Source organism: Paraburkholderia atlantica (genome assembly GCF_000092885.1).
Classification (GTDB): Bacteria; Pseudomonadota; Gammaproteobacteria; order Burkholderiales; family Burkholderiaceae; genus Paraburkholderia; species Paraburkholderia atlantica.
In genome coordinates, this window is sequence record NC_014117.1 from 126,300 (window position 1) to 147,696 (window position 21,397).

The following is a 21,397-nucleotide window of genomic DNA, read 5'->3' on the forward strand; positions in this document are numbered from 1 at the left end:
AACCGCGAACTCCCATCTCGCCGGCGGCGGCATCCGTTACAACGGCAACTGCGTATCGAACTTGATTTCGCGCAGCACCACGCTCGTGCGCACCTGCGCGACGGCCGGAATCTTGAAAATGCGTTCGTGCAGGAAGCTGTCGTACGCCTTGATGTCCGGCGCGACGATCTTCAGGATGTAATCGGATTCACCGGTCGTGCTGTAACACTCGGTCACTTCGGGGCAGGTAGCGATTTCCCGTTCGAACTGCTCGACGCCGCCTTCGGTGTGACGCGTCAGATGGATATGCGCGAGCGCGCATACGTGTAGGCCGAGCTTTTCGCGATCGAGCAGCGCCGTGTAACGCTGGATCACGCCCGACTGTTCCATATCCTTGATGCGCCGCCAGCACGGCGTGCTCGACAACCCGACCTGGTCGGAGATTTCCTGCACGGAACGGCGTGCGTCGAGCTGCAGCAGGCGCAGGATCTTCTGTGAGAACGTATCGAGTGTCAACTGCGCCTCCGTTAGCGTCGCCGTATCAACGAATGGTAGAGGGCGCGAAAACGAAACGCAATGTAAAACGGCTCTCGCGAGCGAGATTGCCTAATTTACCGGGTCCGGAGCGGCGTTTTGCCCTGAGCCGTCCCCATCATCCTTGCCGTCTCCCGGCAGCTCGGGCTGACGCGCGCGCAAGTCCTTCAGCATGTTGCAAAAGAGGGCACCCTGCTCGATTGCGTCGTCGAGCGCGACGTGCGTGTGCGGGTGCTCGTCGAACCAGTGCTTCGGAAAGCGCGGCTTGATGTTCTTGCGGTACGGCAGGCCGGTCATCGCGAACGCGAGCGTCTTGATGTCGAGCGCCGACCACGAGAACGGGCAGCGGCCGACGAAGCGCATCATGTACCAGAACATATAGGTGAAGTCGAAGCCAGCCGGCATGGCGACGAACACCGGCTTGCCCGGCAGCGCCTCGACCCAATCGACATAGGCGCTCAGGGCGGCCTCGGGCTTCTGCAAGTCCTGGCGGCAGGCCGCCCATGCTTCCGGCTGGGTCTTCCACCACGCTTCCTGCACCGGATGCGGCGCCGCGCCTTCGAGTAGTTCGAGATTCGCCGAGAACGTCGCGATCAGCTGCTTGTCCTCGGTGTACGCGGCGGATGCAAAGCTCAGCATCGAGTGCGGACCGGGGATCGGACCATCCGCTTCGACGTCGGTACTGACATAGATTTCGCTGCTCATGCGCCCACTCCGTCTGCGACGTAGGGATTGGTGCGGCGCTCGGCGCCGAACGTCGAGGTCGGGCCGTGCCCCGGCACGAATGTGACGTCGTCGCCGAGCGGCCAGAGTTTGTCGCGGATCGAACGGATCAGGTCCGCGTGGTTGCCGCGCGGGAAATCCGTGCGGCCGATCGAGCCGGCGAACAGCACGTCGCCGACCAGCGCAAGCCGATGCGCGCGGCTGAAGAAGACGACGTGGCCCGGCGTGTGCCCGGGGCAGTGGTAGACCTCGAAGTTTTCGCCGCCGAATTGCACGGTGTCGCCGTCTTGTAGCCAGCGGTCCGGCTCGAAGGAGTCGGCGGCCGGGAAGCCGAAGCGGGTGCTTTGATCCGGCAGCTTGTCGAGCCAGAAGCGTTCGTCGGGATGTGGACCTTCGATCGGCACGCCGTAGTGGGTAGCGAGTGTCTTCGCGCCGGCGCAGTGATCAATGTGGCCATGGGTCAGCAAGACCTTCTCGACGGCCACGTTCTGCCGCGCGATCTCACGTTGGATCAGGTCGAGGTCGCCGCCCGGATCGACGACGGCCGCGCGCCCGGTGGTCTCGCAAACGAGCAGCGAGCAGTTCTGCTGGAACGGCGTGACGGGGATCAGGGTGACTTTCATGGCTGGACGACGCGCTGGAAAAACGTTGATTGTACCGGCCTCGCGACAGTCTCCGCCGCCGACGCGACGGGGCTTCCGCATGGCCTTGTCGCGCCTTTCGCATGCCCATTTTTGCGATAAATGTGAAGATTGATCAAGGATTCGGGGCGCTCGCCATCCCAAAATTTTTTTTTGGGTATAATGGACTCCATGCACAGGTGTTGTGCTGCCACAAGGCGATGCTTCCCCACAAAACGGGGATGCCGCTCGCTATTCAAGTAAGGGCTGTCGGAATGCCGACGGCCATCAAGTATCGATGCGTTCGATGCACACGTCTTGCCCAGCCAGGCGCCGCGCGCCTGCTACGGAATTAACCTCCGTGACGCTGGGTGGGGCCTACGCCGCCGTTCCTGCGCGCTGAGTTGCGCGCGCAAGAACGTGTCTTTGCCACGTTCGATTGGCGGCATGTGGGGTCTGGTCAGGCTGCCGGGGACAGGTTGCGCCAGACGTGAAAATTAACCGTGCGGTAGCGGCTCAGTGAGCCGTATCCGGGCTTTGACGTACTGCGCTTTTTCGCGCGGCGCGTTGTCGTCCCTACCGCCGGAGCCGCAAGCAACATGCCCAGCAGTTTCGCGGGTGACGCGGCTCGACAATGTGTTTGCACGTCTTATGAAAACTCGGCTATCCCGTGGTCTAGGGACTCTTTTTGCCTTTTTTGTACTGGCCGGCTGCGCCACGCCTCCGGGCGCGAGCGACACGTCCGCGGACGACATGCCGCAACGTACGAAGAACATGCACCTGAGTTCTTTCGGACCGCAATCGTTCGGTAGCGCGCCGGCCTCGAGCCCGAGCACGTCGAACGCGCCTGCGCCGTCGCTGGCTGACGCGAAGCCGCTCACCGACGACGGCGTCGACGTTCCGGACTTCCATCAGATCGGACGCGCGTCGTGGTACGGACGCTTCTTCCACGGCCGCCGCACGGCCAATGGCGAGCGTTACGACATGCACGCCATGACGGCCGCGCATCGTACGCTGCCGCTTGGCTCGTACGTGCGGGTGACCAATCCGGCCAATTCGCGCTCGGTGATCGTACGGATCAACGATCGCGGTCCGTACGCGCGTGGCCGCGTGATCGACCTGTCGATGGCGGCCGCTGGCATGCTCGACATGCGCCACAGCGGCACCGCGCGGGTCAAGATCGAGGGGCTCACGCAGCAGGAAGCGCGCGCCGAGCTGAACGAGACGCTCGCGTCGAACTCGGATTCGAACAAGTGATGTGACGTGACGCAGCGGTGATGCCGCGTCCACTGAACGAACCGTCTGTAGACACGCGAAGGGCCGCGACATGAACTGCACCCCAAAAGTTGGACACCCGTTCAACGATTTGGGGTGTTTTTTTATGAGCAGGCATACCGCGCGGTTCAAGCGCTCTGTTGTCAGGGATTATCTGTCAGGCAAAGGTGGCAGTAATCGGGAGGTTGCGCATCGGCATGGTATAGACCATGGCACGGTACGCAAATGGGCTGCCGCGTGGCAGGTACACGGCGAAGCGGCGTTCAGGAAGAAGTACGGGCGTTTCGATGCGCGCTTCCGGCTAAAGGTGCTGCAATTCATGCAGACGAAGGACTTGTCGTTGCGGGAAACGGCCGCAGTTTTCGATATCCGCAATCCGACTACGATCGGCATCTGGAAACGCCAGTATGATTCGGGAGGTATCCAGGCCCTGCAGCCTGGCCCCCGAGGACGACCCGTGAAGCAACCCAAGTCATCTGTGCCGTCCGATTCAACGAAGTCCGACGAGTCCCGCACGAAAGAAGAGCTCCTTGAAGAGCTGAACTATCTGCGCATGGAGAACGCGTACCTAAAAAAACTCGATGCCTTGATCCGCTCGGAAAGCCCCAAAGCGCCGCGCAAAAAGCGCAAATAGTGGCCGGGTTAAGGCATCAGTTTCCAGTAGACGGCCTGCTGAAGGTGGCGGGCCTGGCGCGCAGCACTTTCTACTATCAGTGCAAGGCATCGCTGGTGGCGGACAAACACGCGCAACTCAAGGCGCGTATCCGCTCGTTATTCGAGCAGCACAAGGGACGGTATGGCTATCGGCGCATCACCAGCGCGATCCGGCGCCTGGGTATCGTTGTCAATCACAAGACTGTCCAGCGACTGATGCAGCTCATGAAGCTGAAGTGCCTGGTGCGTCCGAAGAAGTACCGCGCCTTCCGGGGGACGGTGGGACGGATTGCGCCGAACGTGCTGCAAAGAGAGTTTGACGCCGATGCGCCAAACCGGAAGTGGGTCACCGATATCACCGAGTTCCGGGTGGGCGAGCACAAGCTCTATCTGTCGCCCGTTCTGGATCTGTATAACGGCGAGATTGTGGCTTACGAGACGGCCACACGTCCGGCGTTTGCAATGGTCGCAGGCATGATCAGGAAGGCCATGAGGAAGCTGAAGCCTGACGATCGGCCCGTGGTCCACTCCGATCAGGGCTGGCACTATCAGATGAGTGCTTACCAGACGTTGCTCGCCCGGCGCGGCCTGACACAGAGCATGTCGCGCAAGGGAAACTGCCACGATAACGCCACGATGGAGAGCTTCTTCGGCACGCTGAAGTCAGAGTTCTTCCACCTGAATCGCTTCGAGAGCATTGAAGCACTTCAGGCCGGCATCAAAGACTACATTCACTACTACAATCACCAACGCATCAAGCTGAAACTAAAAGGGCTGAGTCCTGTGATGTACAGAACCCAGCCCTCACGGCCCTAGCCGAAAACCGTCCAACTTTGCGGGGTCAGTTCAACATGCGGCCCTTTTCTTTTTCCTTCCACCTTTTACTCGCCCGGCTTCGCTCTCAGACGTCGGGCTTGTCTTCCTTCAGCGCGAGCGCGCGCGTGTACAGCGCGTTGCGCGATGCGCCCGTGAGCGACGCCGCGACCTTCGCCGCGCTGCTCACCGTCAATTCTTCCAGCAGGATGCCGAGCAGCGCGTCGTGATCGTGCTCGCCGGCCGCTTCGGGCGACGCGCCCTCGACCACCAGCACGAATTCGCCCCGCTGCCGGTTCGCATCGGCGGCGAGCCATGCTGGCCCTTCGGCCAGGGTGCCCTGGTGCAACGCTTCGTGTAACTTCGTCAGTTCCCGCGCGATCAGCAGACGGCGCGTGCCGCCGAACGCATCGGCGAGTGCCTGCACCGTCTCGACGATCCTGTGCGGCGCTTCGTAGAACACCATCGCGTGAGGATGTTGCGCGAGCGCCTGCAAGGCGGCGGCGCGCGCCTTCGGCTTCGGCGGCAGGAAGCCGAGGAACGAGAAGGTCGCGACCCAGTCGCCGGTGGCGCTGAGCGCGGTGGCGAGCGCACTCGCGCCGGGCAGCGGGACCACCGGGAAGCCAGCCTCGCGCACGGCATCGACGAGCTTGGCGCCCGGGTCCGAGATGCCCGGCGTGCCCGCGTCGGACACGTAGGCCACGCGCTCGCCGGCCTGCAGGTATTCGATCACGCGCTGCGCGGCTGCCCGCTCGTTGTGCTGATGCACGGCGACGAGCGGCTTCGAGATGCCGTAGCGCGCGAGCAGCTGACCGGTGTTGCGGGTGTCTTCGGCGGCGATGCGATCCGCGAGTCCGAGCACGTGCAGCGCGCGCAGCGTGATGTCGGCGATGTTGCCGATCGGCGTGGCCACCACATACAGCGCGGCGGCGGGGTACTGCTGCCCTTGCGCGAGTTCGGAGAGAGGAGTCATGACACGGAAGACACAAACAGACGGAACGAGGCCGACATTGTGCCATGTGGGCTTGCGCGAGCAGGTCGCGTCGAAGACTGCGCAAGAGACGCCCGTCAACACCGGTCCGAAAACCGTCCACAACTTTTCCTGCACGCACCAGTCCAAATCCGTCGGCGCCGCTTTCGAAGCACGCGCACGAGAATTTTTGCAGCGCCAGCGTCTGCGTTTCGTCGCGAGCAACGTGACGTGCCGGGGCGGCGAGATCGATCTCGTGATGAGTGATCGCGACGGCGCGCTGGTGTTCGTCGAAGTTCGCGCGCGTGCGCAGCGGCATTACGGCGGTGCTGCCGCGAGCATCGGTTGGCAGAAACGGCAGCGCATCGTGCGGGCAGCACGGCACTATCTCGCGACTCGCGCCGCGACGAACCGCGCCCCGCGCGATGAACCCGCGTGCCGTTTCGACGTCGTCGCATTCGAGAGCGGCAGACTCGTCTGGTTGCGCGATGCGTTTCGCGCCGACGAACTCTGACGGCCCGCGCGGACAACGCGCGTGAGTGCGATAAACTTGCGCTCGCGTGCCGCGCGAGCTCATCGGCGGCCACAGCCTGGCAGTATGACTTCACAACAGGGCCGCACAGTGCGGTCCATTCGCGGTAGAAGATAGAGACTCGATGTCAGTCGAACGCATCCAACAACACTTCCGCGACAGCGCGGCAGTCAAACTCGAAGCCCTCGAAACCCTGTCGATGCCGATCGCCGCCGCGATCGACACGATGTTCGCCGCGCTCGCCAATGGCAATCGCATCCTCGCGTGCGGCAACGGTGGTTCGGCCGCCGATGCGCAGCATTTCGCCGCCGAGCTGATCGGTCGCTTCGAGCGCGAGCGGCCAGGCCTGCCGGCCATTGCGCTCAGTACCGATACCTCCGTGCTCACCGCGATCGCTAACGACTATTCGTTCGAACAGATTTACGCGAAACAGGTGTGGGCGCTTGGTCAGCCCGGCGACGTGTTGCTCGCAATCTCCACATCCGGTAACTCCGCAAACGTGCTCGCCGCGATCGAGGCCGCGCATGAGCGCGAAATGATCGTCGTTGCGCTGACCGGCAAGGGCGGCGGACGCGCGCACGAAGTGCTGAGCGACACCGACATCCACGTATGCGTGCCGTCCGATCGCACCGCGCGCATCCAGGAAGTGCACCTGCTGACCATCCATTGCCTGTGCGACGGCATCGATGCCATGTTGCTCGGCGAAGACTGAGACTGATTTCGAAGGAGAGCTAGTTGATGAGCGTATTCCGCATCAAGAAGACACTGGTGAGAACCGTGCTTGTGGTCGGGTTCGCAGCGGGGCTGTCGGCCACGCTGCAAGGCTGCTTTCTCGCCGTCGGGGCCGCGGCGGGCGGTGGCGCGCTGATGGCGACCGACCGCCGCACGCTCGGCGCGCAGACCGAGGATCGCGAGATTCAGGTGAAGGCGCTGTCGCAGATCAGCCAGAATCTGCCGGACTCCGCGCACGTGAACGTCACGGTGTTCAACCGCCGCGTGCTGCTGACCGGCGAGGTCGCGGGCGAGGTGTCGAAGCAGCGCGCCGAGAGCATCGTGCGGAACATGAGCAATGTGAATACGATCGTCAATGAACTGGCGATCATGCCGGCGAGCTCGTTCTCGTCGCGCACCAACGACACCTACCTCGAAACGCGCGTGAAGACCGCGCTGATTGCCGAGAAGAACATTTCGGCGAACAACTTCAAGGTCGTGGCCGAGCGCGGCAACGTTTACCTGATGGGCCTCGTCACGATGGACGAAGGCAAAATCGGCGCCGACGTCACGAGCCGCGTGCCGGGTGTCGTGCAGGTCGTCAAAGTGTTCCAGTACATCCAGCCGCAGGAAGCGGAGGCTGCTGCGGCCGCTACGTCGACGGCGCCGGCGGCCGCCTCGCAGCCCGAGGTTAGCGAGCCTACCGTCGGCGCGATTCCCGATTCGGGGGTGAGCGCGCGGCCGCTCGATCAGCAGGCGCCTGCGCCGGTTAATTCGTCGACGGCGGTGCGGCCGGGCAATCCGAAGGCGGTGCCCTGATGCGCGGTATGACGTTTAGGGTTGTCGTGTTCGCATTGGTGGTCGGCGCGCTGGCGGGCACGATGACGTCGGGTGCTCGTGCGGCCGGGGGGCTGCACGGGCAGCAGGTCGCCGCCGTGAATGCCTGCATGGGGTGTCACGCGGTGGATCGCAAGCTGGTCGGTCCGTCGTTTCAGCAGATCGCCGCGAAGTACAAAGGCGACGCGCAGGCGCCGGCCAAACTCGCGCGCAAGGTGAGGGACGGTGGCTCCGGTGTATGGGGCATGATTCCGATGCCGGCCCATCAATCGATGAGCGATGCAGATATCCGCACGGTGGTCGACTGGGTGCTCGCGGGCGCGCCGTCCAGATGAGGTTTTTCCGAGGCTGGAGGCTTGGCAAAAGGGAAAATGGCTGTGCTAGAATTATTTTCGTTGGGGGGGTAGCTCAGCTGGGAGAGCGTCGCGTTCGCAATGCGAAGGTCGGGAGTTCGATCCTCCTCCTCTCCACCAACAGATTCCTATCCCGTTGATCGGGCAGTGAAAACCTGCCCGCATATCGCCGGTCATGGCTTGGGTGTCCCGAACAGGTGTCCCAACCGAGCCCCGGCCCATGTCCTTCCGACTCCCTGCCTATCTGCACCGTAACCGCTACGGCATGCTGTATTTCCGGCTGACCGTGCCGCCGGACCTGCGCCCTATTGTGGGACAGGCTGAAATCTATCGCAGTCTGGGGAGTTCCAGCGTGAGACAGGCCGCCGACCAGGCGCAGAGCCTGAGAATCACGCTTCAGCGGCTGTTTGAGGACTTGAGACGGGGCGGTGGGCACGCCATGAGCGGGCATGCATATACGGCGCTGCGGGCGCTGCTTGATCAAAGAAAGATCACGGCGCACCAGACGGAGAAGCGCGAGGAGCTGGAACAGCAGATTTCAGCGATGAAATCCGAACAGTTCAGGCTGTCGGCCGAGCATCAACGCACGGCGGTGGCCGTGGAGGCCGCCCAGGCTGCGGTCGTCGCCCAGATGGTGAAGATGGACGACGCGTCCGCGCCCGCTGCCGGTCGCAGCGTGAGTCAAGAGACCGCGGGTGTGCCCTTTTCGCAGCTGTTCGACGCCTTCTGCCGCTACAAGGAAGGCTCGGGCGAGTGGCGGGATCCCGAATCCGATCGTCTCTACCGTTACGGTCCCATCGTCAAGGAATTCATCGCCTGCTTAGGCGACGTCACGAACGTATCGCTGGATGCCGCCGCAGTCCGGCAGTTCAAGCAGGCCGTGATCGGGCGCGACGATTTCAGTCAGGCGAAGAAGACGAAGTATTTCGAGCATATCGGCGCGATCCTGCGGTGGGCGCGCATCGAACAATATGTCCGGGATGATCTCGCGGGTATTCTCAGGATGCCGGCGAAAAAGGCCACGGGCGGCTATGAACCGTTCTCGGAAGATGACCTCCGGCGCCTGTTTGAATCCGATGACTATCGGGATGGAACGTTCGCCAAGGCGTCGCAGTTCTGGATTCCGCTGATCGGCCTTTACACAGGTGCCCGGATTACAGAGATTGCGCAGCTGCACCTGAGCGACATCCGGGAGCAGGATGGCGTCTGGCTGATTGACATCAACGATGACGATCTGAAAAAGCATCTGAAGTCCGAAAGCGCGACACGCACGGTGCCGATCCATCCGGTGCTGATCGGAATCGGACTGCTGCGTTACCACGCGGAGGTGAAGGCAGAGGGATACGACCGGCTGTTTCCCGACCTTACGCGCACGAACAAGGCCAAAGACAGCTTCGGCGCCGACCCGTCAGAGTTCTTTACCGGCTACCGGCGCAGGCTGGGCGTGACCTCGATATCCGAGACGTTTGACGCGGGCAAGAACAGGTGGATGGGCCGGGGCACCAAGGTGTTTCATTCGCTGCGTGACACCGCTAACAGCAAGCTACGGCATGCCGGCGTGACACAGGAGCGGCGGGAACGACTGGTCGGTCATGCGTCGCGCGATGTCAATAACCGGCACTACCGGCCGGCCGACATCAACCAGATGTTCCCGCTGGCAACTCTGCTGGAAGATATCAGGAAGCTGGACTATGGCCTGACGCATGCGTCCTACGCAGGCACGTCGCGCCATCGACAGGAGCGAGTCAAGGGCGCCCAGCGGCAGGCGAGGATTGACGCTGAAGCCATGCCATGAGGTGTTATGGTTGCCTGACGCTTTTCCCCGACGACGCTCCCGGCGACTCCAACCGGTTTTAGGCTCCGGTCTGTCGCGATGAGCGTCTGGCGGCAGCGCTGGCGTTCTTCGAGGTTTCACCTGAGCTCGGTGGATCCAGGAGAGTGAAGATTCTCCCTGCAGCCCCGAGTTGTTCTCATGCCTCCAATCTCCCAAACCGGTCGCGCTGCCCGCGCTGATTCCGTCGCTCTAACCGGCTGAACTGAAACGGCTTTTTTTAACCCACTGGCGTCTGGCAAAATACGCCGCCGCGTTATGCGATAAGTGCGTGGGTTTTGACTGAGAAATGGGATTACCATGCCGCTTCCGGCACTGATGCATTCGTTGCAAACGGGGTAATGCGCCGAATAAGTGCGTAGTCGTTTGCAGGGTGGGATCGCAGTGCCATCGCTATCGCATCTCCGGGCCACGCCTGCCCCTTATTTTTGGGATAACAAATGAAACTTGAGTCCGTTACCAAAGGCGCCCTGATTGTCGGCATAGAACCGGGAAAGGTCGTGCGGATCGTCAGCGCGGATCCGCTTGGGGAGAACTCGGTCTCGATTGTCTATCGAACGGACGACGGGCGACTGGGAGAACGACAGCTCTTCCGCGCGGATGAAGCCAGCATTGCGATCGCCACTGCCGGCCGTCCGTGGAGCTTTGACGCTGACGGCGAAGGCTTCAAGCTCGCAGCCGAGGCGATCCGCATCAACCTGGCCCATCTATTCGACCCGATGATGGCGGTGCACACCTCCAACGTCGAGCCGCTCCCGCACCAGATCACCGCGGTCTACGAGTCGATGCTGCCCAAGCAGCCGCTGAGATTCGTCCTAGCTGATGATCCCGGCGCCGGCAAGACCATCATGGCCGGGCTCCTGATCCGTGAACTGTTGATGCGCGCGGACGCCGCCCGTATCCTCATCGTCGCCCCCGGCAGCCTCGTCGAACAATGGCAAGATGAGTTGCTCGAGAAGTTTGGCCTGCGCTTCACGCTCTTCTCGCGCGAGCTCGTCGACCATAGCGTCACGGGCAACCCGTTCGAGGACCACGACCTGCTCGTCGCCCGGCTCGACCAGCTCTCGCGCAGCGAGGAGCTGCAAGAGAAGTTGAAGCTCAGCCGCTTCGACCTGGTTGTGGTGGACGAGGCCCACAAGCTTTCCGCCACCTGGTTCGGAAGCAAGATCAACGAGACGAAGCGTTTCAAGCTCGGGCAGCTCCTGGGCTCGGTAGCGCGCCACTTCCTGCTGATGACGGCCACGCCGCACAACGGGAAGGAGGAGGACTTCCAGCTATTCCTGTCGCTGCTGGACTCCGATCGCTTCTACGGCAAGTTCCGTGACGGCGCCCACAAGGTTGACGTCTCCGACCTCATGCGCCGGATGGTCAAGGAAGACCTTTTGAAGTTCGACGGCACGCGGCTCTTCCCTGAGCGCGTGGCCTATACCGCCAACTACAAGCTCTCCGATGCTGAGGCCGAGCTCTACAACCTCGTGACGGCCTACGTGAAGGAGGAGATGAATCGGGCTGACGCCCTAGACGGCAAGCGGAAGGGCACGGTGGGATTCGCACTGACTGCCTTGCAGCGGCGCTTGGCGTCGAGCCCCGAGGCCATCTACCAGTCCTTGAAGCGGCGTCGCGACAAGCTCAAGCGCCGCATTGAAGAGGAGAAGATCAAGCAGCGTGGCGGCAAGATCGCCGCCTCCGAAATCTTTGCCGACCAGGCCCCGGAAAACATCTGGGACTCCGAGGACGACATGGCCCCGGAGGACTACGAGAACTTCGAGGAAGAGGTCGTCGACCAGGCGACCGCCGCCCAGACCATCGCCGAGCTCGAAGCTGAGGTCGTCACGCTTGAGCACTTGGAGAAGAAGGCCAAGGCTCTGCGCGACGGCGGCCAAGACCGCAAGTGGGAAGAGCTGCGCGAGATCCTGCAAAACACGCCCGAGATGCGCGGGCCCGATGGCCTGCAGCGCAAGCTCATCATCTTCACTGAGCACCGCGACACCCTCAACTACCTCGCCGACCGGATTCGCGGCCTGCTTGGCAAGCACGAGGCGGTGACGATGATCCACGGTGGCACGCACCGCGATGATCGCCGCAAAGTTCAGGAGCTCTTCCGCAACGACAAGGACACCCGGGTGCTGCTGGCCACCGACGCGGCCGGCGAAGGCGTGAACCTGCAAAACGCCAACCTGATGGTCAACTACGACCTGCCGTGGAACCCCAACCGCCTGGAGCAGCGCTTCGGCCGGATCCACCGCATCGGCCAGACCCAGGTTTGCCACCTTTGGAACATGGTGGCGGCCGAGACCCGGGAGGGCGACGTCTTCCAAAAGCTCCTCGAGAAGCTCGAGGTCGAACGTAAGGCACTCGGCGGCCGAGTCTTCGACATCTTGGGCGAAGTGTTCGACGGGGTGAGCCTGCGCGACCTGCTGATCGAGGCGATCCGCTTTGGAGAGGATCCCGCCCGCAAGAAGCACCTGCAGGAGGTCGTCCAGGACGCGCTCGACACCGAGAAGCTCCGCGAGATCATCAGCCGCAATGCCCTGGCCGAGGAGGTCATGGACGAACGCAGGCTCTTCGCCTTGAAGGAGGAGATGGAGAAGGCCGAAGCCCGCAAGCTCCAGCCCTACTTCATCCGTGCCTTCTTCTCCCAGGCGTTCGACCGCCTCGGCGGCGACTTGAAGCCGCGCGGCGCCGGGCGGTTCGAGATTACCCACGTCCCGGCCTTGATCCGGGAGCGTGACCGTCAGCTCCAAGGGCGCGACCGCCGGAACATGAGTCCGGTGGTGCCCAAATACGAGCGTGTGTGCTTCGAGAAGAGCCGGATCCGCGTCGAGGACAAACCGACCGAGGCCGCGGCGAGCCTTCTGCATCCGGCCCACCCGCTGATGCAGGCGGTGGTGGACCTCACCATCGAGCAGCACCGCAATAAGTTGAAGCAGGGCGCCGTCCTGCTCGATCCGAATGACGAGGGCATCGAGCCCAAGCTGATGCTCATGCTCGACCACTCCGTGAAGGAGGGCGGCGAGTCTGGGCTCGTGGTCTCCCGCAGGCTCCAGTTCGTCACGATCGACAAGTCCGGCCGCATTGAGAACGCCGGCTGGGCCCCGCACCTCGACCTGACGCCGCTCGACGACGTCCAGTCGAAGATGGTCGCCGACCAGCTCGACGCCCCTTGGATTAAGAAGGACTTGGAGCAAGTCGCCCTGGCCCACGCCTCGGAGCGGCTTGTGCCCGAGCACTTCGAGGAGATCCGCGCGCGTCGCGAGCGGCAGGTCGACAAGAACCTTGCAGCCATTCGCGAGCGGCTGGTCAAGGAGATCGACTACTGGTCGGATCGCCATGAGAAGTTGAAGACCGACTTGCAGGTCGGCAAGGATGTCCGCCTTCCCTTGGAGAACGTCCGTCGCACGATCGACGAGTTGACCGTCCGCTTGGAGACTCGCAGCAAGGAGCTTGAGGCCATGCGGCACGTCGTCTCGGCGATGCCGGTGGTGGTGGGCGGAGCTCTTGTGATCCCCGTGGGCCTCTTGGCTCAGCGCAATGGCGAGCCGCAAGGCCAAACCTGGACAGCCGACGCCGATGCTCGAGCCCGGGTGGAGCGTGTGGCGATGGAAGCGGTGCGCAAGGCCGAGGAAGCCATGGGCCACCGGGTGATCGACGTCTCCGCCGAGAAGTGCGGCTGGGACTTGACTGCGGTGGTGCCGGCGGTCGAGGGAAAGCTACCCCAAGCCCGCCACATCGAAGTCAAGGGACGAGCCAAGGGCCAGTCGACCATCACAGTCACCCGCAACGAGATCCTCTACGGGCTCAACCAGGCCGACAAATTCATCCTAGCCGTCGTGATCGTCGATGGCGACACCCATGAAGGCCCGCACTACATCCGTAATCCGTTCACGCAAGAGCCTGATTGGGCCGTAACCAGTATTAACTTGGACCTCGCGTCCTTGCTCGAGAGAGCGCAGAAATCATGATTATCAAAAGTCCAAAGAAGCTAATCGAGGTGGCTCTCCCCCTTGACGACATCAATGAAGCTTGTGCCTATGAAAAGATGCCGGGAATCGGTGCACACCCTCGCGGCATTCACCTCTGGTGGGCGAGACGACCTCTCGCTGCTGCACGGGCCGTCATTTTTGCTCAGATGGTCAACGATCCAGGTTATGAGCGAAATCTCGGTCGAGGGGTAAATAAAGAACGAGCGAAAGCGGAACGCGACCGTTTGTTTGAAATGATCCGCAAACTTGTTCGATGGGAGAACACAAACAACGAACAACTTCTTAGCGAGGCGCGCGAAGAAATCCGCAAGAGCTGGCGTGAGACGTGCGAGTTGAATAAGGGATCTGAGGGCTATGATCCGGACGTTCTTCCGGCGTTTCACGATCCGTTCTCTGGGGGCGGCGCTTTGCCTCTTGAAGCGCAACGTTTGGGCATTGAAAGCCACGCTTCCGATTTAAATCCTGTCGCGGTCCTCATCAACAAAGCGATGGTCGATATCCCACCACGATTCTCTGGCCGCAGTCCTGTCGGGCCACTGCAGAGATTCAGCACGGCGAGTCATATCGAAAATTACGGCGGGACGCTCGGCCTTGCGGAAGACGTGCGCAGATACGGTGCGCTACTGCACGCTGAAGTCTCTAGGAAGGTAGGGCATCTATATCCGCAGGTGAATTTGCCCGATTCGCACGGGGGCGGAAAGGCCAATGTCATCGCGTGGATTTGGGTCAGAACAGTCAGGAGTCCCAACCCCGCATTTTCCCATGTCCATGTTCCACTGGCCTCCAGCTTTGTCCTGTCGAACAAGGAAGGAAAGGAGGCGTATGTATGCCCGTCAGTCAACGGGGATAGTTACTCATTTGAGGTTAAGACAGAAAAACCGCCCGCTTCCGCAAAAAATGGAACCAAACTCTCAAAGGGTGCGAACTTTCGCTGCCTCGTCTCAGACACGCCCATCGAGCCTAAATACATTTATGCAGAGGCTAACGCCGGACGCCTAGGCGTTAGGTTAATGGCAGTGGTAGCGGAAGGAACTCGCAGGCGCATCTATTTGCCACCAACCCAAGAGACTGAAGACGCCGCGCAGGCCGTCAAGTCTGAATGGCGGCCAGAAATCGCAATGCCGGAGAACCCAAGATGGTTCTCGCCGCCACTGTATGGACTGAAGAACTACGCAGATATCTTTACAGATAGACAGTTGGTTGCTCTAACTGCATTTTCTGACTGCGTCGAGAACATCCGGGAGAAGGTAAAGGCAGACGCGATTGCTGCAGGTGTCGCCGACGACGGACGTCGTCTTGAATCTGGCGGTAGCGGCGCAACGGCATATGCTGATGCTATTGCGGTTTATCTTGCTTTCGCCATTGATCGATGCGCTGATTTTTCCAATACTTGCACTCGATGGGTTCCTGGAAATCAAAAGGTGATGAACCTGTTTGGTAAGCAAGCCGTGGGGATGACCTGGGACTTTCCCGAAGCAAATATGATGATTGAGACGGTCGGCGGTTTCATACCGGCGCTTAACTACATCGCTGATTGCCTGGAAAAACTGCCGGTCAGCCCTGCGGCGGGTTTTGCGTCACAGTCGAACGCCTCCGACAGTAATCTTTCTGAGGGTAAGGTGGTCTCTACCGATCCGCCTTACTACGACAATATTGGCTACGCGGATCTGTCCGATTTTTTCTATATCTGGCTTCGCCGAACGTTAAAGTCGGTATTCCCCTCATTGTTTCAGACAGTAACAGTGCCTAAAGCTGAAGAGCTTGTCGCCACGCCCTATCGGCACAGTGGCAAGGACGCGGCGGAACGTTTTTTCCTCGAAGGCATGACGCAAGCGATGCAACGTCTGGCAGAACATTCGCATCCAGCGTTTCCGACTACCATCTACTACGCATTCAAACAATCGGAAACTACAGACATTGGAACCGGGAATACTGGATGGGAAACATTTCTTGAGGCAGTAATTAGCGCTGGATTTGCGATTACTGGAACCTGGCCGATGCGCAGTGAACAGGAGTTCCGCATGGTTGGGATTGGCACGAATGCACTCGCATCAAGTATCGTGCTTGTCTGCCGAAAGCGAGATCTTGCCGCGCAATCCATATCCAGACGCGAGTTCCTTCGCGAGCTTAGAGAGGAACTTGCGGAAGCTGTTGACGTTATGATCGGTGGCGCAGATGGCATTTCACCGGTCGCACCAGTTGACCTTGCCCAAGCTGTAATCGGGCCCGGAATGGCGATCTTCTCAAAGTATGCGTCGGTTCTTGAAGCCGATGGTTCGCCGATGTCAGTCCACACCGCGCTGACTCTGATCAATCGAATGTTGACAGAAGGTGATGGGGAATTTGACGCCGACACACAGTTTTGCCTTGGATGGTTTGACGAGCAAGGATGGGCTAATGGTGAGTTCGGAAAAGCTGATGTCCTGGCACGAGCGAAAGGCACAAGTGTGCAACATGTGAGGGACGCAGGAGTTGTCGATTCTGGATCAGGAAGAGTTCGTCTCCTCAGGCCACTCGAATATCCGGCCGACTGGTCGCCCGAACGGGACAACAATACGCCTGTGTGGGAAGCACTGCATCAGATGATCCGGGCGCTCCGCGATCAAGGTGAGACCGCAGCAGGTGCGTTGCTCGCAGGCATGCCGCAGCGAGCAGAGCCAATTCGAAGTTTGGCTTACCGCCTCTATACCCTTTGCGAACGGAAGGGTTGGGCTGAGGACGCCCGAGCCTATAACGAATTGATTTCATCCTGGACCGGCATCGAAGCGGCCTCACATGAGAAGGGCCACTTTGGTTCTCAGGCGAGATTGGACATTTGAAGGAAAAGAACATGGCGCTCAAATCTTGGCGAGAAATCGCGATACCGCACGAAGATGTGCTTAAGGGCACGTTTCAGCAAGCGGAATTTGCCGCTGACATCTCTCGGGTGCATCAGGGCACAGCTACGCCTGAATACCAAGATGCCTCCCTATTCTTCCAGCGGACCTTTATCACCGAGGGCATGCGTCTGTTACTTGACTCGGTGGTAAAGCGCTTGGCCGGCCGCGGGGGGGATCCGGTTATTCAGCTTCAAACCGCTTTTGGTGGTGGCAAGACACACACCCTGCTTGCGGTCTACCATTTGGCCGAGGGAAAGACGCCTGTCAGCAAGCTCCAAGGTCTTCCTCCCATACTCGATCAAGCAGGCATCGCCGAATTGCCCAAAGCTAAGATAGCTGTGCTTGATGGCGTCGAACTCCTGGGACTGGCGTCCAAGCCAAGGACTCGTGGCAAGACAACCGTCAGAACCCTCTGGGGCGAGCTTGCCTATCAGCTGGGGGGAGCCGAGGCCTATGCCCAGGTGAAGGACGCCGACGAGAGCGGCACCGCTCCGGGCAAGGGCGAGCTCACTAATCTCCTCGCCTCCCATGCGCCGTGCATCGTGTTGATGGATGAGTTGGTGCGTTATGTCTCGCAGTTCGAGGAGGGGAAGACGCTTTCGGGGGGCACCTACGATACGCAGCTCTCCTTTATTCAGGCGCTTACAGAAGCTTTGAAAGCCGTGCCAACGGCAATTCTGCTGGCGTCCCTGCCCTTCTCCGATCGCGAAGCCGGGAGCCAGCAAGGTGTCAAAGCGCTCCGGGCCTTGGAGCACTATTTTGGCCGTGTGCAGGCGCTGTGGAAGCCAGTGGCGACCGAGGAAGCCTTTGAGATCGTGCGACGGCGCCTCTTTGCTAACGTCACTGATCGATTGGCTGCGGAGGAGGTCTGCAAGGCCTACGCAGATCTCTACGCCGACAACTCTGGCGATTTCCCTCCAGAGACTCAAGAAGCCAGGTATCTCGATCGGATGAAGCACGCCTACCCGATTCACCCGGAAGTGTTCGATCGGCTCTATGAAGACTGGTCGTCGCTGGACAACTTCCAACGGACGCGGGGCGTCTTGAAGCTCATGGCCAAAGTGATCCACAGGTTGTGGACTTCCGGCAACAACGATTTTCTCATTCAGCCGGGGTCGCTGCCACTCTTTGACGCCGATACTCGCAACGAGGCGATCTACTACCTGCCACAAGGTTGGGATCCGGTTCTGGAGCGCGACATCGATGGCGAGCGCGCAATGACGACCGAGCTCGACAATGCTAAGCCATTGTTTGGGTCCATTCACGCGTGCAGGCGCATTGCCCGAACCGTCTTTCTAGGATCTGCACCGGACGCCGGTGCTGTTGGCGGTGCCAAACATCACCGAGGCCTCGAACTGGAACGCCTGCTCCTCGGTTGTGCACAGCCTGGGCAGGTATTAGGCCACTATAAGGACGGCGTGCGAGCTCTTGTCGATCGGCTCCAATACATTAATAGCGCAAATAGTCGGTATTGGTTCGACACCCGTCCGAACCTTCGCCGCGAGATGGAGGATCGCAAACGCCGCTTCGATCTACGGCAGGATGTCTATCCATTTATCAAAGATAAGCTTCGCTTCGCGAGCGGCGTTTTCGGTGGAGTTCATGTCTTTACGCCTTCGGGTGATGTGCCCGACGATTGGTCCCTCCGACTCGTAGTGTTGCCTCCCGAGGCCACTTTCAGTCGATCTGCCCAAGCGCCGGCAACCGACGCCGCTCTGGCGACTTTGAAGAGCCGCGGCGAACACCCCCGTCAGAAGCAAAATCGGCTGATCTTTTTGGCCCCTGATGCCGACAGCGTCTCCCGACTGAAGGATCAGGTGACATCCGTGCTCGCATGGGCGTCAATCGTGGCTGATGTCAAGGACGGCCGACTCAACCTCGATCAACTTCAAAGCAAACAGGCATCTCACAGCCTCGATCAAGCAAACGAAGCTATGGGTCGAATGGTGCGCGAGACCTATAAGTGGCTGCTGGTCCCACTGCAAGAGCCCAAGCCTGGCAAGGGGATCGGAGAAATACAATGGGATCACTTTCAGATCAACCCCGCTGCAGTCAATCGCACTGACGAAATTGAGAAAGTGCTGAAAGAGCACGAGCTACTCATTACTCATTGGGCTCCGACACATCTGAACAAGATGCTGCAAGCTTGGTTTTGGAAGGAGAACGTTACGACTGTTTCCGCACTCGACATCTGGCAAAAGACCTGTTGCTATCTGTATCTGCCAAGGCTCCATGACGCGGACACGATGCGCGAGACGATCAGCGCAGGCGTGTCGTCCAGGGACTTCTTTGGAGTGGCCTATGGGCATGATGACGGACGCTTCCAGGGCTTTCATTTCGGCGAAAACACAACAGTCATTTTTGACGATTCCCTCCTCCTCATCGAGCCAAGGATCGCCAGCGAATTTGCAGCAAGGCTTGCTCAAGAGGCAGCAGAACGTGAAGCCGCAGCAATAAGCAGCACCTCAGGCAGCTCGGAGAGTGGCGCGATCAGCACAAGCAACGCTGGTTCGGAGGTTGGAGGTGGGACTTCCACTGGAGACCGAGGTGGTGCGTCTGCTCCCTTGAACGCGGTTGGCGCGGGAACTGGAGGAACGACTTCAACGTTAACCACTGCCACCAAAAAGACAACGTTTTTTGCCTCAGTCGAACTTGATCCAATCAAGGCAAAGCTTCAATTTTCAGATGTCGCCGAGGAGGTGCTAATGCTCTTTACACAGAAGCCCGGAGTAAAAGTGCGAGTTTCCCTAGAAATCGAGGCCGAAGCTCCGTCTGGCTTCGATGATGGAATTCAGCGTTCTGTGCGTGAGAACTGTAATCAGTTGAAGTTCAAGAATCACTCGTTTGAGGAGTAGGCGGCAAGGCGCTGCTAGAAGCCGCAAGCGGTTCTGGTGACCTCTGTCGTCGACCAATATAGAACTAGATTGTCGGTTTGGCCCACTCGTAGATCTCGCCCGCTAGGTCTTCGGCTGACGCCATACTGACTACACGGAATCCATCGCGCTCAAGCTTCCATTCGTGTTCCTCTATGGTTTCCTCGATTCGCTTGAAGTCCTTTGCATCGACTATGGATGGGTCCGGCAACAAGAGAAACAACCCAATGTTGTCCATCGCTCGGATTCGCGAATAGGTTGTGAGATCTCGACTCGACTTCAGGAGGTTGATTTCAACGCTCTGCGGCGATTTGTAGACGGCGGAAGTCACACTTCCACACGCACGACGAGTTAGCAGATTGAGATCGAGAAAGTGCTTAGCCCCTTTGTCATCGAGGAGGATCCCTTGATTGTCCGCGGTGACAATCCGCTCGTAGTCCATCTGAGCGATCTTCTTTAGCTCAGCGTTGACTAACCGCCGCGCGTGCGGCGTGTCGATCGACTGAAATTCATTGACCTTGCGCTTGGTCGACGGGGCCATAACAACCACTTCGTCAAAAAGTCGCTCGACGGTGGATTCCCGATTCTCGCCGGATGTGAATTGGGATGGCGCCAAAGCCAAGCAATGTGTATCAAAGACGACGTCGGCGATGGCCGTGCGCGACTGAACAGCCTGTCGCAGCGATTGCTCGGCATAGGCCAATAGTTCGCGCGCCGACTTTTGCGGAAATTGATCCTGGTAAAGGCACTCGAACTTCTTGAAGTCATCGATCAACTTGAAATGCAATCGATCACCAGGGGACTGAACGACAACGCCGACGGTGAAGCGTTGCGGAACAAAAATGTCGGGCTGAAGTTCGACAGTCGTCCAAGATCCGGAAAACGCCGGTTTGGGCGTCACCGATGCAAAACGGCTCAGATGCTCCGCGTCGCCAATCGCAAGTGTAAAGTCGGCGTGAATCATGCTATCACTCCCAGCTGATTAGCCAGCCAGCCGGACTGGGCACGCTGCGCCAGCGCCTGGAGGATGGCTTGAGTCGCTGCGGTCGCGTTGCCCGTGACAAGCTTGGCGACAATATCAACGATATCTGACTGAGCATTTTGAAGGGCATTTGCATGCCCCTTGGCTGAGTCAGCCATGTCAACTTGAAAACGCTGGAAACCAACGCCTGAAAGAGCTTTGCGAGCCTCCACCAAGAGACTACGTTCCTCATATTTCCTGCCAGCTGGAATCCAAAGCAGGTCGTGCAGGAGCGTTTCGTGGTCGATCGCGACATACCTTCCTTTCGTGGACTGTATGACATTGCCAAAATTTCGATCGCGTAGGTCGCTCCATAGATCGAAAGCTGCGATTTTGCGGGCGTCGTTGCTGCGTAGGCAACTATGACGAGCCAAGAAGAAGGCCCATTTGTGAAGTTGACGAACCGCTTTCCCCGCAACGACTTCGCTGCACCATGCTGGACAGAGTTTCACACCGTCGAAGCTCGACGGCAGGGGTTGGCACTTCCGCAGTTCTTCCACCGGCACCAGCACGATGGCACCGAACGCAGGGCAAGCGACATCACTTTCCCTGGCTATTAGCCATCCAATCGCCTCGCAAAGCAGAGCAGGTCCGTCGGGTAGCAACTTAACAAAGCAATCATGCAACTTGCCGGAAACATCCGCAACCTTCGCCAAGTGCGTTGTTTCGTTGATTCCCGAACTACCTGGCTTGCCGCGATATTCACGCCAAGCCGATGCGTCGAGGATGGGCACCTTCATTCTTTGGCTCCTAGCTGTCCTTGCGCAGTGCAAGCTTCATATTCTGCGACGAAGCAACAATATGTCCGC

Annotated in this window: 16 protein-coding genes and 1 tRNA gene; 11 read left to right on the forward strand and 6 right to left on the reverse strand. The window is 59.9% G+C overall.

The features are described from left to right. Window positions 1-36: 36 nt before the first annotated feature. From BC1002_RS00560 to BC1002_RS00570, 3 genes are all read right to left on the reverse strand, one after another. Window positions 37-495 carry an Lrp/AsnC family transcriptional regulator gene (locus BC1002_RS00560; RefSeq protein ID WP_012431468.1) on the reverse strand — a complete coding sequence of 153 codons (459 nt, stop codon included), beginning with the start codon at window positions 493-495 and terminating at the stop codon, window positions 37-39. Between the two features lie 90 nt (window positions 496-585). Next, window positions 586-1,218, reverse strand: a complete 633-nt coding sequence (locus BC1002_RS00565; RefSeq protein WP_013088123.1) for a 3'-5' exonuclease family protein — start codon at window positions 1,216-1,218, stop codon at window positions 586-588. Continuing rightward, window positions 1,215-1,859, reverse strand: coding sequence for an MBL fold metallo-hydrolase (locus BC1002_RS00570; RefSeq protein ID WP_013088124.1), 645 nt, complete (start codon window positions 1,857-1,859; stop codon window positions 1,215-1,217). Before BC1002_RS00570 ends, BC1002_RS00565 begins: the two co-directional genes overlap by 4 nt. Window positions 1,860-2,507: 648 nt before the next feature. On the opposite strand from BC1002_RS00570, the gene BC1002_RS00575 reads away from it, so the two are divergent. After that, the gene (locus BC1002_RS00575) at window positions 2,508-3,113 is read left to right on the forward strand and encodes a septal ring lytic transglycosylase RlpA family protein (RefSeq protein WP_013088125.1); all 606 of its coding nucleotides are present in this window, start codon (window positions 2,508-2,510) and stop codon (window positions 3,111-3,113) included. 124 nt (window positions 3,114-3,237) lie between these two features. Then, window positions 3,238-4,601, forward strand: a protein-coding gene (locus BC1002_RS37445; protein WP_085954257.1) for an IS3 family transposase whose coding sequence is annotated in 2 segments (ribosomal slippage) — window positions 3,238-3,735 and window positions 3,738-4,601 — 1,362 coding nt in all. Because the reading frame shifts where the segments join, the coding sequence is not laid out codon by codon here. 85 nt (window positions 4,602-4,686) lie between these two features. Here the strand turns inward: BC1002_RS37445 and rsmI are convergent. Next, window positions 4,687-5,571, reverse strand: coding sequence for a 16S rRNA (cytidine(1402)-2'-O)-methyltransferase (rsmI, locus tag BC1002_RS00590; RefSeq protein ID WP_013088128.1), 885 nt, complete (start codon window positions 5,569-5,571; stop codon window positions 4,687-4,689). Between rsmI and BC1002_RS00595 the strand changes: the two genes are divergently transcribed. The 9 genes from BC1002_RS00595 to BC1002_RS00635 all read left to right on the forward strand — a co-directional run bounded on the left by BC1002_RS00595 (window position 5,570) and on the right by BC1002_RS00635 (window position 19,549). Further along, on the forward strand, window positions 5,570-6,082 hold the full coding sequence (locus tag BC1002_RS00595; protein ID WP_049870185.1) for a YraN family protein: 513 nt from the start codon (window positions 5,570-5,572) through the stop codon (window positions 6,080-6,082). The genes rsmI and BC1002_RS00595 overlap by 2 nt on opposite strands. Window positions 6,083-6,224: 142 nt before the next feature. After that, a complete protein-coding gene (locus tag BC1002_RS00600) occupies window positions 6,225-6,812 on the forward strand; it encodes a phosphoheptose isomerase (RefSeq protein WP_013088130.1) in 588 nt (195 codons plus the stop codon). A 26-nt stretch (window positions 6,813-6,838) separates the two neighbouring features. Next, window positions 6,839-7,630 (forward strand): BON domain-containing protein, encoded by a 792-nt coding sequence (locus tag BC1002_RS00605; protein WP_013088131.1) that lies wholly within the window; start codon window positions 6,839-6,841, stop codon window positions 7,628-7,630. Continuing rightward, on the forward strand, window positions 7,630-7,983 hold the full coding sequence (locus BC1002_RS00610) for a c-type cytochrome (RefSeq protein WP_013088132.1): 354 nt from the start codon (window positions 7,630-7,632) through the stop codon (window positions 7,981-7,983). The genes BC1002_RS00605 and BC1002_RS00610 overlap by 1 nt, the downstream gene beginning before the upstream one ends. A 62-nt stretch (window positions 7,984-8,045) precedes the next feature. After that, window positions 8,046-8,121, forward strand: a tRNA-Ala gene (locus BC1002_RS00615). A gap of 100 nt (window positions 8,122-8,221) precedes the next feature. Then, complete coding sequence (locus tag BC1002_RS00620) at window positions 8,222-9,796, forward strand: site-specific integrase (RefSeq protein ID WP_013088133.1); 1,575 nt, start codon at window positions 8,222-8,224, stop codon at window positions 9,794-9,796. 476 nt (window positions 9,797-10,272) lie between these two features. Continuing rightward, on the forward strand, window positions 10,273-13,794 hold the full coding sequence (locus BC1002_RS00625) for a helicase-related protein (RefSeq protein ID WP_013088134.1): 3,522 nt from the start codon (window positions 10,273-10,275) through the stop codon (window positions 13,792-13,794). Then, on the forward strand, window positions 13,791-16,634 hold the full coding sequence (locus BC1002_RS00630; RefSeq protein WP_013088135.1) for a DUF1156 domain-containing protein: 2,844 nt from the start codon (window positions 13,791-13,793) through the stop codon (window positions 16,632-16,634). The genes BC1002_RS00625 and BC1002_RS00630 overlap by 4 nt, the downstream gene beginning before the upstream one ends. Window positions 16,635-16,645: 11 nt before the next feature. After that, complete coding sequence (locus BC1002_RS00635; RefSeq protein WP_013088136.1) at window positions 16,646-19,549, forward strand: ATP-binding protein; 2,904 nt, start codon at window positions 16,646-16,648, stop codon at window positions 19,547-19,549. 64 nt (window positions 19,550-19,613) lie between these two features. Here the strand turns inward: BC1002_RS00635 and BC1002_RS00640 are convergent, their stop codons facing one another. After that, window positions 19,614-20,531 (reverse strand): hypothetical protein, encoded by a 918-nt coding sequence (locus BC1002_RS00640; RefSeq protein ID WP_013088137.1) that lies wholly within the window; start codon window positions 20,529-20,531, stop codon window positions 19,614-19,616. Further along, window positions 20,528-21,328, reverse strand: coding sequence for a hypothetical protein (locus BC1002_RS00645; protein WP_013088138.1), 801 nt, complete (start codon window positions 21,326-21,328; stop codon window positions 20,528-20,530). Before BC1002_RS00645 ends, BC1002_RS00640 begins: the two co-directional genes overlap by 4 nt. Window positions 21,329-21,397: the final 69 nt, after the last annotated feature.